Raw genomic sequence first — 14,723 nt, 5'->3', positions numbered from 1 at the left:
GGGGAGGGCGCCCGTCAGCAGCGGACCAGGACGTCGGGCCGCAGCAGCCCCAGCTCGTCGCGGGTGGCCGGCCAGACGCCGTCGGTGGTGAGCACCTCCAGGCCCCCCTCGCCCAGCAGCAGGGTGTCCTCGGTCTTCACCCCGGCGGCCGACGGGTTCCAGGCGACGGCCTGCCCGGCCGCCAGCGGCACCGCGCTGTCCGGGGTGGCGACCGGGTCGCGCCCCCAGTAGCCGGTCGGGCCGCCCTGGTGGTGCCGGGTCCACTCGTCGGCCGGGAAGCCGCGGTCGGCGTAGGCGCTCGCGCCGGCGGCGAAGACCTCACCGAGCGGGCGCCCGGGGGTGGACGCCGCCAGGAAGGCCGTCTCCACCCCGCGGATCCGGGCGTCGGCGTCGGCCTCGGCCGCGGTCGGCGGCGCGAGGGCCACCCAGCGCGTCGCGTTGGCGATCAGCCCGTGCCGCCGCGCGCAGACGACCAGCATCACCCGCCGGCCCAGCGCGCCCCCGGTGGGCAGCGCGTGCCGGAAGGGCAGCCGCTCCTCCCCGGCGACCAGGACGACGACCGGGTCGGCGCCCCGGGCGATCAGCTCGCCGCCCAGCCGGGCCGCCGCCTCCCGCTCGGTCATCCCGGGGTGCAGCCGCAGCGCGGTCGCGGTGAGCGTCTCGGCCGCGTCCCGGCCCAGCCGGCGGTACCGGGCGGTCTCCGCCGGCAGCAGGCCCGCCCGGGCGGCCCGCAGCCCCTCGGCGGCGACCGGGTCGTCCTCGACCAGCACGCCCGGGCTGCCCGGGGACAGCTCCGGGCCCAGCAGCGGTGCCCACCAGTCGGTCACCCGGACCCGCACGTCGGCGGGCAGCTCCTCGGCGGCGAGGCGGTCGGCCTCGTTGGCCGGCACGACCACGGTGTCGCCGTCGGCGTCCACCACGACGGCGACCACCCCGCGCTCCGCGGACAGCCGGACGGCCGGGCGGGCGCCGTCCAGGTACCAGGCCAGCGAGCCCACCGAGGTGAGCACCAGCCGTTCGTGCCCGGTGCGGCGCAGCAGGTCGAGCACGCGGGTGCGCTTGACCGCCCGATCGGCGGCCGATGGTCGTCCCAGGTCCTGCACGGTGTCCTCCGGGGATGGTCAGCCGAGCCGGCGGGTGCTGTCGCGCAGCACCACCTCGGCGTGGACCTTGATGGCCTGGCTCGTGCTCTGCGGTCCGGTGTCCAGCGCCAGCTGCGCCGCCCGGGCGCCCATCTCCTCCAGCGGCAGGTGCACCGAGGTCAGCGAGGGGACGACGTCGCGCAACGGCCCGATGTCGTCGAAGCCGGCCAGCGAGACGTCCTCGGGCACCCGCACGCCGGCGGACCGGAAGGCGGCCAGCGCGCCGAGCGCCATCACGTCGTTGACCGCGAAGACGCAGGTCGGCAGCGGCCCGGCGGCGATCAGCTCGGCGGCCAGGCTCTCCCCGCCCTCCCGGGTGAACTCCCCGTGCAGCACCTGCAGGCCGGCGACGTCGACCCCCTCGGCGGTCAGGCCCTCCCGGAAGCCGGTCAGCCGGTCGCGGGAGGTCAGCAGCCCGCGTGGCCCGGCGAGCACCGCGAAACGGCGGTGGCCCAGCCGGCACAGCTCCCGGGCCAGCGCCCGGGCCCCGGTGCGGTTCTGCGGCACCACGGCGTGGGTGCCCAGCCGGTCCTGGCTGATCACCGCGGCCTGCCCGCCGGCCGCCGCGTACCCCTCGAGCTCGTGGGCCAGGCGCTCGTTGTGCGCCCGGTCGGTGGTGCGGCTGCCGCAGATGATCAGCGCACGGACCCGGTGGGAGCGCATCGTCTGGACGAACTCCAGCTCGCGGTCGACGTCGCTGTGCGTGCTGGCCAGGAAGACGACGAGCTCGCGCTCCTCGACCTGCCGCATCACCCCACCGGCGATGCTGGAGAAGTAGGGGTCCAGCACGTCGTGGATGATCAGCCCGACCACGTTGCTGGCCCCGCGGGCGACCGCCTGGGCCTGCGCGTTCGGGGTGTACCGCAGCTCCTGGGCGGCGGCCAGCACCCGGCCGCGGTGCGGCTCGCCGACCGAGCGGCTGCCGCTGAGCACCCGGGAGGCGGTGGCCAGCGAGACGCCCGCGTGCGCGGCGACCTCGGCGAGCAGCACGGGGCCGCTCCGGCGGGCGGGGGTGGCGCCGGCGGCCCGGTCGGTCGGGCTCTCCCGAGCAGTGGTCATCGCGGCCCACCCTGGCCCGGCGCCGTCCCGAGCGCATCCCCGATCGAGGCGGTGTCCGGCGTCCCGTCGGCCACCAGGGCCCGGAAGCTGCGGGTGACGGCCTCCCCGGCGGCCAGCCGCACCGGGTGCTCGGCGGCCAGCTGGGAGCCCAGGCCGGGGTAGTCGTCGACCCGGACGAACCAGGGATCGGCCCGGGTGGCCGCGTCGGCACCGGCCAGCGCCACGGTGAACGGCGCCGGGCCGGTGGCCGCGAAGGCCACCCAGGGCGCGCACGAGCCGTGCACGGCGCCCTCGCCCTCGGCTTCCGGGCTCCACACCCGGGCGCCGGAGACCGGCGGGAACCGCCAGAACAGCCCGCCGTAGCCGGCGCCGCTGCGCCCGTTGGTCGCCGGGCTGCCCAGCTCCAGCGGGGCGTCGGTGGCGTTGCGCAGGGTGGTGGAGAGCTCGAGGGTCCAGGCGCCGGGGAGCGCGGCCGGAGCCGCCCGCACGGTGCGTTCCTCGGTGAGCAGCGTGCGCCCGTCCGGCCCCTGCCAGTCGAGGGTCTCCCGGAAGCCGTCGGTCGCCTGCGCCGCCCAGCCGGTGTGCACCTGGCGACCGTGGTCGGCCCGCCAGGTGTAGCCCTCGTCCCGCAGGTAGGTGCGACCGCCCCAGACGTTGGCCCCGCCGACGTCCTGCAGGGTGACCGAGACGCCGAGGTGCCAGCGGTGGTCCTCGGGCTGGGCGTCGGTGACCGGGACGCCGGACAGGGTCGTGACCGGGTGCAGGAACGGCCGGGGGGCGAGCGCGCCGGGCAGCCCGGCGCCGTCCCAGCAGGTGGCGACGACGGCGCCGGCCACGGTGAGCGTGGTCAGCGCGGTGCCGGCCGGGGCCGGCTCCTCCGGGACGTGCCCCTGGTGCAGGGCCTTGAGCGTCACGGTCGGACCCCCACGGCGGCCGGCTGCCGCACCGCCGGCGGGCGGGCCCAGGGGGCGCCGAGCTCGGAGAACAGCCGCAGCTCCTCGGCGGCCCGGTCGACCAGCGCGTCGATGCCCGGCACGACCTGGTGGGCGGTGGCGCCCTGCCCCTCGGCCCGCCGGTCCCCGGCCGGGATCTCCGCCGGGTCCGGGGCGCAGCGCACCGCCTCCACGACCTCCATGAAGGAGCGGGTCGCCGACGGGGGCACGAGCAGCGGCCGGGTGCGGTCGCGCAGGTGGGCCAGCAGGTCCTCGAGCAGGTCGGTGCCGGGGTGCGTCGTCGTCTCCTCGACGGCGTCGCCCTGCAGCCGCACCTCGCCGGTCTTGTAGGACAGCGTGATCCGCCCGGTGCTGCCGTGCACGACGAGGACCGGGTCGCGGGGGTGCTCCGCGGCCAGCGTGGCCGCGATGGTCACCACCAGCCCGTCGGAGGTGCGGACCCGCAGGCAGGAGGTGTCGTCGGCCTCGATCGGGTTGGCCCGGTAGAGCTCGACCTCGACCGACGTCAGCGCGCCGGCACCGGTGGCCCCGGTCAGGGCCAGGGCGGTGGCCACCGCGTGGGCGAAGGGGTTGGTCAGCGCGCCGTCGACGACCGGCACGCCGTCGACGCTGCGCCGCCCGGCCCAGCTCGCCCGGTCGTAGTAGGACGCGTCGCGGACCCACGCGCACGCACCGCCGACGCCGCGGACCGTGCCGATGGCGCCCTCCTCGACCAGGGTGCGCACCCGGCCGATGGCCGCGGACCCCAGGCTCTGGAAACCGATCTGGCACGCCGTGCCGGTGGCCTCGAGCCCCTCGACCAGCCGGTCGAACTCGGCCAGCGTCGGGGTGGGCGGCTTCTCCAGCAGCACCGCGCTGCCCGCCCGGGCCGCGGTGAGGGCCAGGTCGGTGTGGGTGTGGATCGGCGTGCAGATGATGGTCACGTCGGGACGGGTCGCGGCGAGCAGCTCGTCCAGCGAGGCGGCCACCGGGACGTCGCCGGCCAGGGCGCGCAGCTCGTCGTCCGGCGGTCGCGGGTCGCAGATCCCGACCAGGTGCGCGTCGCCGGCCGCGGCCAGCCGGCGGAGGTTCTGCAGGTGCCAGCGGCCGTGGCCGTGGGCGCCGACGAGCACCACCCGGCCGGCGGGTCCGGACTGTTCCGGCACGTGATCCCCCTTGATCGAGCCAGGCGCCGACGAGGTCGCCGACTGGGCACCGAGCCTAGCCAGAGTGCGCGCGTCGGGAAAGGGCTTGCCGACGGACGGGTGGGACGCGCTGCGACCGGGATCCGGCGGACGCCGTGAACGTGCTGGTGAGAGGCGAGTTGCACCGGTCGTTGCGCGATCGTTGCCCGATGGCGGGAGTCGACTCGTTGACATGCCGGAGCGTCGGCGAGTAGAAAGCGCTTACCCACTTGTGAGACAGCGCACAGCGTCCAGCAGGTGGTCCGGTGCCCCCGATCGAACGTTGACAGGGTCCCGGCGGAGCGTCTAGAAAGCGCTTACCGAACACGTGAGCCACTGCACACCTGACGCACCGGACGCAGAGGTCCGGCGAGCCGCACAGAGAGGTGAGAGCCCGTGTCGTCAACGCTCGACGTCCCGCCGCGCGAACGCTCGCACGGCGAGGCACCTGGGGGCGCGACCCGTGCGTCCCGGGCGCGGGGACGGAGGTCCGGCCGGCTCGTGCCCTACCTGTTCCTGGCCCCGTGGTTCGCCGGCCTGCTGTTCATCACCGCCGGGCCGATCGCCGCCTCGGCGTACCTGTCCTTCACCGACTACAGCCTCATCGGCTCGCCGGAGTGGATCGGGCTGGACAACTTCCAGCGGATGTTCGACGACCCGCGCTTCTACCAGTCGCTGAAGGTCACGTTCATCTACGTCGCCGTCTCGGTGCCGCTCCAGCTGGCGTTCGCGCTGTTCCTGGCGATGGTCCTGGACCGCGGCCTGCGCGGCCTGGCGCTGTACCGGTCGGTCTACTACCTGCCGTCGCTGATCGGGGGCAGCGTCGCGATCGCCATCCTGTGGCGGCAGATCTTCGGGTCCGACGGGCTGCTCAACCAGGTGCTCCGGTTCGTCGGGTTCGAGAACCCGCCGGGCTGGGTCTCCAACCCCGACTACGCGCTCGGCACGCTGATCGTCCTGAACGTGTGGACCTTCGGCGCCCCGATGGTCATCTTCCTGGCCGGGCTCCGGCAGATCCCGACGATGTACTACGAGGCGGCGTCGCTGGACGGCGCGGGGAAGGCCCGGCAGTTCTTCCAGGTCACCCTGCCGCTGCTCTCGCCGATCATCTTCTTCAACCTCGTGCTGCAGACGATCAACGCGTTCCAGACGTTCACGCAGGCGTTCATCGTCAGCGGCGGCACCGGTGGACCGGCCGACTCCACGCTCTTCTACACGCTCTACCTCTACCAGCGCGGCTTCGGCAACTTCGACATGGGCTACGCCTCGGCGCTGGCCTGGTTCCTCCTGCTCATCGTCGGTGGGCTGACCGCGATCAACTTCTTCGCAGCGAAGTACTGGGTGTTCTATGGCGACTGACCTGACCGTGGCCCCCCCTGTGGCTGCCACGGAGAAGCTGCCCGACCGCAAGAAGAAGCAGCGCCCGCGCTGGCTGGCGCACACCGTGCTCATCCTGGGCGCGCTGCTGATGCTCTACCCGCTGCTGTGGATGCTCTCGAGCTCGTTCAAGTTCACCGAGGACATCTTCAGCCAGACCGGCCTGATCCCCGAGCGCGTCACCACGGGGAACTACCCCGAGGGCTGGACGGCGCTGCCCCGGGACTTCGGCCACTACATCTGGAACTCGCTGGTCATCGTCGCCGGTTCCATCATCGGGAACCTGCTGGCCTGCTCCCTGGCGGCCTACGCGTTCGCGCGGCTGGACTTCCGGTTCAAGAAGTTTTGGTTCGCGATCATGCTCGGCACGATGATGCTGCCGATCCACGTGGTGATCGTGCCGCAGTACGTGCTGTTCTCCGAGCTCGACTGGATCAACACCTACTGGCCGTTGATCGTGCCGAAGCTCCTGGCCACCGACGGCTTCTTCATCTTCCTGATGGTCCAGTTCATCCGGGGCATCCCGCTGGAACTGGACGAGGCCGCCCGGATCGACGGGTGCGGGCACTTCGCCATCTTCTGGCGGATCGTGATCCCGCTGTCGGTGCCGGCCCTGGCCACCACGGCCATCTTCACCTTCATCTGGACCTGGAACGACTTCTTCAGCCAGTTGATCTTCCTGACCGACCCGGAGATGTACACCGTCCCGGTCGCCCTGCGGACGTTCGTCGACGCGACGAGCCAGACCCCCTGGGGACCCGTCTTCGCCATGTCGATCGTCGCCCTCGCGCCGGTCTTCGGCTTCTTCCTCGCGGGCCAGCGCTATCTCGTCCGAGGCATCGCCACCACGGGGCTCAAGTGACACACCCCGCTCGCGCAGCACTCATCCACAGCACTTACAAGGAGGTAAGGAACGTGCACACGATCCGGAGAGATGGGGCGCGTACGCCCTGGCCCACCCGCCTGGGCGTGACCGGCGGCGTCCTCGGGCTGCTGCTGACCACCGCGGCCTGCGGCGGCGACGACGGCGGCGGCGCGGCCGCCGACGGGGGCACCACCCGCGAGGACGGGCCGGTCACCATGCGGATGTCGTGGTGGGGCAGCGACACCCGGCACGCCGCCACCCAGGAGCTGATCGACCTCTACGAGTCGCAGAACGAGGGCGTCACGGTGGAGGGCGACTTCACCGGCTTCGCCGACTACTGGGACCGCCTGGCCACCAGCACCGCCGGCGGCGACGCCCCCTGCCTCATGCAGCAGGACACCCGGTACGTCCGCGAGTACGCCGACCGCGGCGCGCTGCTCGACCTGGCGCCGTACATCGAGGACGGCACGATCGACACCAGCAACCTCGACCAGAACGTCGCCGAGACCGGCATGGTCGAGGACGCCACCTACGCCATCCCGACCGGCGTCAACGCCTTCTCCCTGGTCGTCGACCCGCAGGCCTACGCCGCCGCCGGCGTGGAGCTGCCCGACGACTCGTCCTGGACCTGGGACGAGATGGTCGACACCGCCGCCCAGGTCACCCAGGCGACCGGCGGCCAGGTGTACGGCATGCAGGCCATGGGCCTCAACGGTGGCGACACCAACTTCGAGGTCTACGCCCGCGAGCAGGGCGAGGCGCTGTTCGACGAGAACGGCGAGATCGGCTTCACCGCCGAGACCCTGGCCGACTGGTGGGCCATCGAGAAGGAGGCCTCGCAGACCGGCGCCGAGCCGCCGCCGGCCACCACGGTCGAGGTGTTCAACGGCGGGGTCGACCAGGCGCTGGTCGCCACCGGTGGCGGCGCCTCCGGCTTCTGGTGGACCAACGAGCTGCCGGCGCTGACCGCCGGGGCCGGCACCGAGCTGGAGTTCCGCCAGTTCCCCACCGTGGCAGGGGACGGCGAGACCGGCATGTACCTCAAGCCGGCCATGTTCTGGGCGATCAGCAGCGACTGCGAGAGCCCGGAGGAGGCGGCCATGCTCCTCGACTGGCTGATCAACTCCGAGGACGCCGTCAACATCATCAAGGCCGACCGCGGGCTGCCGGTGAACACCGAGCTGCGCGAGCAGATCGCGTCGACCCTGGACGCGCCGGGTCAGGCGGCCATCGCGTTCGTCGAGGAGATCACCCCCGACCTGCAGGAGCCCCCGGCGCTGCCCCCGCAGGGCGCCGGTGAGGTGCAGGCGATCCTGCAGCGCTACACCGAGCAGATCCTGTTCGACCAGATCTCGGTGGAGGACGCCGCCGAGCAGTTCATGACCGAGGTCGAGTCGGCGATCGCCTGACCGCCGGCCAGGGGGCGGCCGGCCACCGGCCGCCCCCTGGCACCGCCTCCCTGCACCCCTTCCCCGCCACCGAGAGGGAGTCGTGACCACCACCGACCCGTCCGCGCCCCCGGCACCGCGTCGCTACGCGATCGTCGGCACCGGCCACCGCGCCGAGATGTACGTCGCGGCGCTGCTGGGCAGCCACGCCGACGTCGGCCGGCTGGTCGCCCTCTGCGACCCCAACCGAACCCGGATGGCCTACTACCAGCGCCAGTTCGCCGCCGCCCACCCCGGCGCGGCGCCGCTGCCGGCGTACGCGCCGGAGGAGCTCGACACGCTGCTCGAGCGCGAGCGCCCGGACACCGTCATCGTCGCCAGCGTCGACCACACCCACGCCGACCACATCTCCCGGGCGCTGCGTGCCGGGCACGACGTGATCACCGAGAAGCCGCTCACCACCGACGCCGCGGGCTGCCGCACGATCGCCGACGCCGTCGCCGACAGCGGGCGCGACCTCGTCGTCACCTTCAACTACCGGTACTCCCCGCGGAACGCCGCCGTCCGCCGGCTCGTCGCCGAGGGCGCCATCGGCGACGTGACCTCCGTGCACTTCGAGTGGGTGCTGGACTCCGTCCACGGCGCGGACTACTTCCGCCGCTGGCACCGGGACAAGGCGCTCTCCGGCGGCCTCTTCGTGCACAAGGCCACGCACCACTTCGACCTGGTCAACTGGTGGGTCGACGCCGTGCCGGAGACCGTGTTCGCCCTCGGTGGGCTGCGCTTCTACGGCGACGCCAACGCGAAGGAGCGGGGCCTGGGCGAGCGCCCGGTGCGCAGCCACGGCGCCCCGGACGCCGGCCGCGACCCCTTCGCCCTCGACCTGGCCGGCAACGACCGGCTGCGCCAGCTCTACCTGGAGGCGGAGGCCGAGGACGGCTACATCCGCGACCAGGACGTGTTCTCCCCGGGCATCACCATCGAGGACAACATGGCGCTGCTGATGCAGTACGCCGGCGGCCCGGTGCTCAGCTACTCGCTCAACGCCCACGGCCCGTGGGAGGGCTACCGGGTCAGCATCAACGGCACCGAGGGCCGGATCGAGCTGTCGGTGGTCGAGCGCGCCGCGGTGGTCGCCGCGGACGACGTCATCGGCGGGTTCGGCGTCGCCGTCGACCCCAGCGCCACGCCCGAGCAGGTCCCGGCGGCCGCCGGCGTCCGGACGGAGGGCACCGAGCTGGTGCTGCAACGCCGCTGGGAGGCCGCTCAGCGGATCGAGGTCCCGGAGGGGCCCGGTGCGCACGGTGGGGGAGACGCCCTGCTGCTGGACGACCTGTTCCGCCCCGGCACCCGGTCCGACCCGCTCGGTCAGGCGGCCGGCTGGCTCGACGGCGTCCGCAGCGTGCTCGTCGGCGCGGCCGCCAACCAGTCCCTGACCACCGGCCAGGTCGTGCACCTCGCCGACTTCGGCATCCCGCTGCGGCCCGAGGCCGCAGCCGCTCCCGCCGGGAGCACCCGATGACCCCCTCACCCGCTTCGGAGGCAGCAACCGTGTCCAGCTCGATCGGCATCATCATGAACGGCGTCACCGGCCGGATGGGCTACCGCCAGCACCTGGTCCGGTCCATCCTCGCGATCCGGGACGCCGGTGGGCTCGAGCTCGCCGACGGCCGCCGGGTCGTGCCCGAGCCGATCCTGGTCGGCCGCAACGAGCGCAAGCTGGCCGAGCTCGCCGCCCAGCACGGCATCGAGCGGTGGACGACGGACCTGGACGAGGCGCTGCGGGACGACTCCGCGCCGATCTACTTCGACGCCCAGGTGACCCAGGCGCGGGAGAAGTCGATCAAGGCCGCGATCGCCGCGGGGAAGCACGTCTACACCGAGAAGCCGACCGCGGAGTCCCTCGAGGGCGCCCTGGAGCTGGCCCGGCTGGCCGCCGAGGCCGGGGTGAAGAACGGCGTCGTGCACGACAAGCTCTACCTGCCGGGCCTGGTCAAGCTGAAGCGGCTGATCGACGGTGGCTTCTTCGGCCAGATCCTGTCGGTGCGCGGCGAGTTCGGCTACTGGGTGTTCGAGGGCGACTGGCAGGAGGCCCAGCGGCCCAGCTGGAACTACCGCAAGGAGGACGGCGGCGGCATCGTCGTCGACATGTTCTGCCACTGGTCCTACGTGCTGGAGAACCTCTTCGGCCGGCCGGAGGCGGTCACCGCCAAGGCGGTCACGCACATCCCGACCCGGATCGACGAGCACGGGCAGCCGTACCCGGCCACCGCCGACGACGCCGCCTACGGCATCTTCGAGCTGCCCGGCGGCGTGATCGCGCAGATCAACTCCTCCTGGGCGGTGCGGGTCTACCGCGACGAGCTGGTCGAGTTCCAGGTCGACGGCACCGAGGGCAGCGCCGTCGCCGGGCTGCGCGAGTGCAAGATCCAGCACCGGGCCACCACCCCCAAGCCGGTGTGGAACCCGGACCTCCCGGTCACCGAGCGGTTCCGGGACCAGTGGCAGGTCGTCCCGGACAACGCCGACCTGGACAACGGCTTCCGGGCGCAGTGGGAGCAGTTCCTCCGCCACGTGCTGGAGGACGCCCCGCACCCCTACGACTTCCTTGCCGGTGCCCGCGGCGTGCAGGTGGCCGAGCTGGGCCTGCAGTCCTCCGCCGAGGGCCGCCGGATCGAGATCCCCGAGGTGACGGTGTGACGGCGATCCGCCTGCCGCAGGCCGACGGGACGGTCGCCGAGCACGGGATCGGTGCGCCCGGCGCCTTCACCCGCCCCGACGGGCCGCTGACCAGCCGCACCGCCTACGCCGCCGCGCACGTGGTGGCCGACCCGCTCGGCGACAACACCCCCGGCGCGCCGGTGGACGTCGACTGGGAGGCGACGCTGGCCTTCCGCCGGCACCTGTGGTCCTACGGCCTGGGGGTGGCCGACGCGATGGACACCGCCCAGCGCGGCATGGGCATGCCCTGGAGCACCACCGCCGAGCTGATCCGCCGCTCGGCCGCCGAGGCCCGGGCCTGCGGCGGGCTGCTGGCCTGCGGGGCGGGCACCGACCAGGCGCCGGCCGAGCTGGCCGGCACCGAGGAGGTGCTGGCCGCCTACCTCGAGCAGATCGAGGTGGTCGAGGACGCCGGCGCCACCGTGATCATCATGGCCAGCCGGCAGCTGGCCCGGGTGGCCCGCAGCCCGGAGGACTACGCCAAGGTCTACGCCCGGCTGCTCGAGCAGGTGTCCCGGCCGGTGGTCCTGCACTGGCTCGGCCCGATGTTCGACCCCGCGCTGACCGGCTACTGGGGCTCGGCGCAGCTGACCGAGGCCACCGACACGGTGCTGCAGGTGATCGCCGACCACAGCGCCAAGGTCGACGGGATCAAGGTCTCGATGCTCGACGAGGCGCACGAGGTGGAGATGCGCCGCCGGCTGCCCGACGGCGTCCGGCTCTACACCGGCGACGACTTCAACTACCCCACGCTGGTGCGCGGGGACGGCGAGTCCTACTCGCACGCCCTGCTGGGCATCTTCGACGCGATCGCCCCGGCCGCCTCGACCGCGCTGCAGGCGCTGGACCGCGGGGACCTCGCCACCTACGACCGGCTGCTCGAGCCGACCGTGGCGCTGTCCCGGCACCTGTTCGGCACGCCCACGTACTACTACAAGACCGGGATCGTCTTCCTCGCCTGGCTGGCCGGCCACCAGCCGGGCTTCCGGATGGTCGGCGGGCTGGAGAGCGCGCGCAGCCCGCAGCACCTGGCCGAGGTGTTCCGGCTGGCCGACGCCGCCGGGCTGCTGCCCGACCCGGAGCTGGCCGCGAGCCGGATGCGCACCTACCTGCAGACCGTGGGGGTCGACCAGTGACCGGCGACCCCCGGCTGGCGCGGCTGTCGATCAACCACAAGACGGTCGAGGGCTGGCCGATGCCCGACTTCGTCGACGGGGTGGCCGCCGCGGGGCTGTCCGCGCTGGGCACCTGGCGCGAGCCGGTCGCCGAGTACGGCCTGGAGCGGTCGGCGAAGCTGATCCGGGACGCCGGCCTGCGGGTCACCTCGCACTGCCGCGGTGGCTTCCTCACCGCGACCGACCCGGCCGCCCGGGCCGCGGCGCTGGAGGACAACCGGCGGGCGATCGACGAGACCGCCACGCTGGGCGCCGAGTCGCTGGTGATGGTGGTCGGCGGGCTGCCCGCCGGCTCCCGGGACCTGCTCGGTGCCCGGGAACGGGTCGCCGAGGCGCTGGCCGAGCTGGCCCCCTACGCCGGCGAGCGCGGGGTGCGGCTGTCGCTGGAGGCGCTGCACCCGATGTACTGCGCCGACCGGGCCGTGCTCTCCACCCTCGCCCAGGCCCTCGACCTGGCCGCGCCCTTCCCGTCCGCGCAGGTCGGCGTGGTCGTCGACACCTTCCACCTCTGGTGGGACCCGGAGGTCTGGCGCTCGATCGCCCGGGCCGGGGACCGGATCGCCTCCTTCCAGGTCTGCGACTTCCTCATGCCGATCCCGGCCGACGCGCTGATGGCCCGCGGCCACATGGGCGACGGCGTGATCGACTTCCCGCCGTTCGTGGCCGCCGTCGAGGCCGCCGGCTGGACCGGCGCCGTCGAGGTGGAGATCTTCAACGCCGACGTCTGGGCCCAGCCCAAGGCCGAGGTCGTGGAGACGGTCAAGCAGCGGTTCCTGGACGTCGTGCTGGCCGACGCCGTGGTGCCGGACGGCGTCCTCCCGGACGGCGTGCCCGCATGAGGGTGCTGGTCACCGGGGGCGCCGGCCGGCTCGGCCGCAGCGTCGTCGACGGGCTGGCCGACGCCGGGCACGAGGTCGTCTCGGTCGACGTCACCGCCGCGCCGCTGGAGAAGGCCGCCGCCACGTTCCCCGCCGACCTGACCGACCTCGGCCAGGCCTACGGGGTGATGGCCCGGTACCGCCCGGACGCCGTCGTCCACCTGGCCGCGATCGCCGTCCCGTTCAGCCGGCCCGAGTCGGTCATCCACGCCACCAACACCGCGCTGGCCTACAACGTGCTGCAGGCGGCGGTCGACTCCGGCGTCGGCACCGTGGTGACCGCCAGCAGCCCCACCGTGATGGGCTACGGCAGCCCGGCCGGCTGGGCGCCGCGCTGCCTCCCGCTGGACGAGGACCACCCGGCGCGGCCGTGGAACGCCTACGGGCTCTCCAAGCTCGCCGCCGAGCAGACCATGCGGATGTTCGCCGCCCAGCACGGCGACCGGGTGCGGCTGGCGGCCTTCCGGCCCTGCTTCGTGATCGCGCCGGAGGAATGGGCCGGCGCGCCGACCCAGCAGGGGCACACGGTGCGCGAGCGGATCGCCGACCCGCGGCACGGCGCGGTCTCGCTGTTCAACTACGTCGACGCTCGTGACTGCGCGGACTTCCTGGACACGCTGCTGGGCAAGGCCGGCGAGGTGCCCAACGGTGAGGTGTTCTTCGTCGGCGCCCAGGACGCGCTGGCCGAGGCGCCGCTGGCCGAGCTGCTGCCCGAGTTCTCCGGCGTCGCGCCCGAGCTGGCCGCCGGCCTGACCGGCACGAGCCCCGCGTTCAGCACCGCCAAGGCGGAGCGGCTGCTGGGCTGGACGGCGTCCCGCAGCTGGCGGACGGAGCTGCGGTGAGCACCGTCACCCGGCTGTCCAGCCGGCTGTTCCGGCTGCCGCTGTCCCGGCCGTGGGGCGCCGACGTGCCGGCGCTGCACCTGCTGGCCACCGAGCTGGAGACCAGCGACGGCCGCACCGGCACCGGCTTCAGCTGGACGCCGTCCATCGGGGCCCGCGCGCTCAAGTCGCTGGTCGACCACGACGTCGCCCCGGTGGTCGTCGGCGGGCCGGTGGAGCCCGGCGTCGTCTGGGACCGGCTGTGGTGGCACCTGCACGAGGCCGGCGGCGGCGGGCTGACCACGATGGCGATCGCCGCCGTCGACACCGCGCTGTGGGACCTCGCGGCGAAGGCGGCCGGGCAGAGCCTGGTCGACCACCTGGGCCGCCGGCGCGACCAGGTCGCCGTCTACGGCAGCGGGGTCAACTTCCACTACTCCCTCGAGGAGCTGGTGGCGCAGACCGAGCGCTGGGTGGCCGACGGCTGCACCGCGGTGAAGATCAAGGTGGGCCGCCCGGACCTGGCCGAGGACGTCGAACGGGTCGCCGCCGTCCGGGCGGTGCTCGGGCCGCACCGCCGGCTGATGGTCGACGCAAACCAGCGCTGGGACCTGCCCACGGCGCTGCGGGCGGTCCGGGCGATGGCCCCGTTCGACCTGTACTGGGTGGAGGAGCCGCTGGTCGCCGACGACCTGCCCGCGCTGGGCCGGCTGCACGACGCGGGGCTGGGCGTGCCGATCGCGGTGGGGGAGAACGTGTACACCGCGTTCCAGTACCGGGCGCTGCTCGCCTCCGGCGCGGCCGACGTCGTCCAGCCCAACGTGGTGCGCGTCGGCGGGATCACCCCGTTCCTGCGGATCGCCCAGCTCGCGGCGGCCGCCAGCGTGCCGGTGGCGCCGCACCTGCTGCCCGACGTCTCCGGGCAGCTGGCGATGTGCCTGCCGCTGGCCACGATGGTCGAGGACGTCGAGGACGCCTCGTTCGCGGCGCTCGGTGCACTCGCCCGGCCCAGTGGGGTGACCATCGCCGACGGCGTCCTCCGGGCGGAGACGGCACCCGGGCACGGGCTGGTCTTCGCCACCGACCGGATGACGGAGCTGGACGGCTGAGCCACCCGGCCTGCGCGCCGGACCATTGATCGAAGAAAGCGCTTGCCGTACGGTGACGACAGTCACACGCGC

13 protein-coding genes are annotated in these 14,723 nt (G+C 73.8%); 9 read left to right on the top strand and 4 right to left on the bottom strand.

Annotation, left to right across the window (positions count from 1 at the left end; translation table 11 throughout):
* Positions 1-14: 14 nt before the first annotated feature.
* Genes FB380_RS05535 through FB380_RS05520 form a run of 4 tightly spaced genes read right to left on the bottom strand, consistent with a single transcriptional unit; the run spans position 15 to position 4,299 of the window.
* Complete coding sequence (locus FB380_RS05535) at positions 15-1,103, bottom strand: M24 family metallopeptidase (RefSeq protein ID WP_208382764.1); 1,089 nt, start codon at positions 1,101-1,103, stop codon at positions 15-17.
* An 18-nt stretch (positions 1,104-1,121) separates the two neighbouring features.
* Positions 1,122-2,201 (bottom strand): LacI family DNA-binding transcriptional regulator, encoded by a 1,080-nt coding sequence (locus tag FB380_RS05530; RefSeq protein WP_166754203.1) that lies wholly within the window; start codon positions 2,199-2,201, stop codon positions 1,122-1,124.
* A complete protein-coding gene (locus FB380_RS05525) occupies positions 2,198-3,115 on the bottom strand; it encodes a DUF6807 domain-containing protein (protein ID WP_166754202.1) in 918 nt (305 codons plus the stop codon). The genes FB380_RS05530 and FB380_RS05525 overlap by 4 nt, the downstream gene beginning before the upstream one ends.
* On the bottom strand, positions 3,112-4,299 hold the full coding sequence (locus FB380_RS05520; RefSeq protein ID WP_229681741.1) for a Gfo/Idh/MocA family protein: 1,188 nt from the start codon (positions 4,297-4,299) through the stop codon (positions 3,112-3,114). The genes FB380_RS05525 and FB380_RS05520 overlap by 4 nt, the downstream gene beginning before the upstream one ends.
* A 519-nt stretch (positions 4,300-4,818) precedes the next feature.
* Between FB380_RS05520 and FB380_RS05515 the strand changes: the two genes are divergently transcribed.
* From FB380_RS05515 to FB380_RS05475, 9 genes are all read left to right on the top strand, one after another.
* Positions 4,819-5,676: a carbohydrate ABC transporter permease gene (locus FB380_RS05515; RefSeq protein ID WP_208382763.1), complete on the top strand. Its 858-nt coding sequence runs from the start codon at positions 4,819-4,821 to the stop codon at positions 5,674-5,676.
* A gap of 19 nt (positions 5,677-5,695) precedes the next feature.
* Complete coding sequence (locus FB380_RS24495) at positions 5,696-6,556, top strand: carbohydrate ABC transporter permease (protein ID WP_208382762.1); 861 nt, start codon at positions 5,696-5,698, stop codon at positions 6,554-6,556.
* Positions 6,557-6,663: 107 nt separating this feature from the next.
* Entirely contained in the window at positions 6,664-7,968 is a 1,305-nt protein-coding gene (locus FB380_RS05505; protein WP_166754198.1) for an ABC transporter substrate-binding protein, read from the top strand.
* Positions 7,969-8,050: 82 nt separating this feature from the next.
* Positions 8,051-9,469, top strand: coding sequence for a Gfo/Idh/MocA family oxidoreductase (locus FB380_RS05500; protein ID WP_208382761.1), 1,419 nt, complete (start codon positions 8,051-8,053; stop codon positions 9,467-9,469).
* Positions 9,470-9,498: 29 nt separating this feature from the next.
* Complete coding sequence (locus FB380_RS05495) at positions 9,499-10,647, top strand: Gfo/Idh/MocA family protein (protein ID WP_229681740.1); 1,149 nt, start codon at positions 9,499-9,501, stop codon at positions 10,645-10,647.
* A complete protein-coding gene (locus FB380_RS05490; protein ID WP_166754196.1) occupies positions 10,644-11,804 on the top strand; it encodes a dihydrodipicolinate synthase family protein in 1,161 nt (386 codons plus the stop codon). The genes FB380_RS05495 and FB380_RS05490 overlap by 4 nt, the downstream gene beginning before the upstream one ends.
* Positions 11,801-12,682, top strand: coding sequence for a sugar phosphate isomerase/epimerase family protein (locus FB380_RS05485; protein ID WP_229681739.1), 882 nt, complete (start codon positions 11,801-11,803; stop codon positions 12,680-12,682). Before FB380_RS05490 ends, FB380_RS05485 begins: the two co-directional genes overlap by 4 nt.
* The gene (locus FB380_RS05480) at positions 12,679-13,563 is read left to right on the top strand and encodes an NAD-dependent epimerase/dehydratase family protein (RefSeq protein WP_166754195.1); all 885 of its coding nucleotides are present in this window, start codon (positions 12,679-12,681) and stop codon (positions 13,561-13,563) included. Before FB380_RS05485 ends, FB380_RS05480 begins: the two co-directional genes overlap by 4 nt.
* On the top strand, positions 13,560-14,651 hold the full coding sequence (locus tag FB380_RS05475; protein WP_166754194.1) for a mandelate racemase/muconate lactonizing enzyme family protein: 1,092 nt from the start codon (positions 13,560-13,562) through the stop codon (positions 14,649-14,651). The genes FB380_RS05480 and FB380_RS05475 overlap by 4 nt, the downstream gene beginning before the upstream one ends.
* Positions 14,652-14,723 lie beyond the last annotated feature (72 nt).

It is taken from the genome of Modestobacter marinus (assembly GCF_011758655.1).
Classification (GTDB): Bacteria; Actinomycetota; Actinomycetes; order Mycobacteriales; family Geodermatophilaceae; genus Modestobacter; species Modestobacter marinus.
The sequence above is the reverse complement of the archived record's forward strand: the minus strand, read 5'-3'. Positions and strand labels throughout refer to the sequence as shown.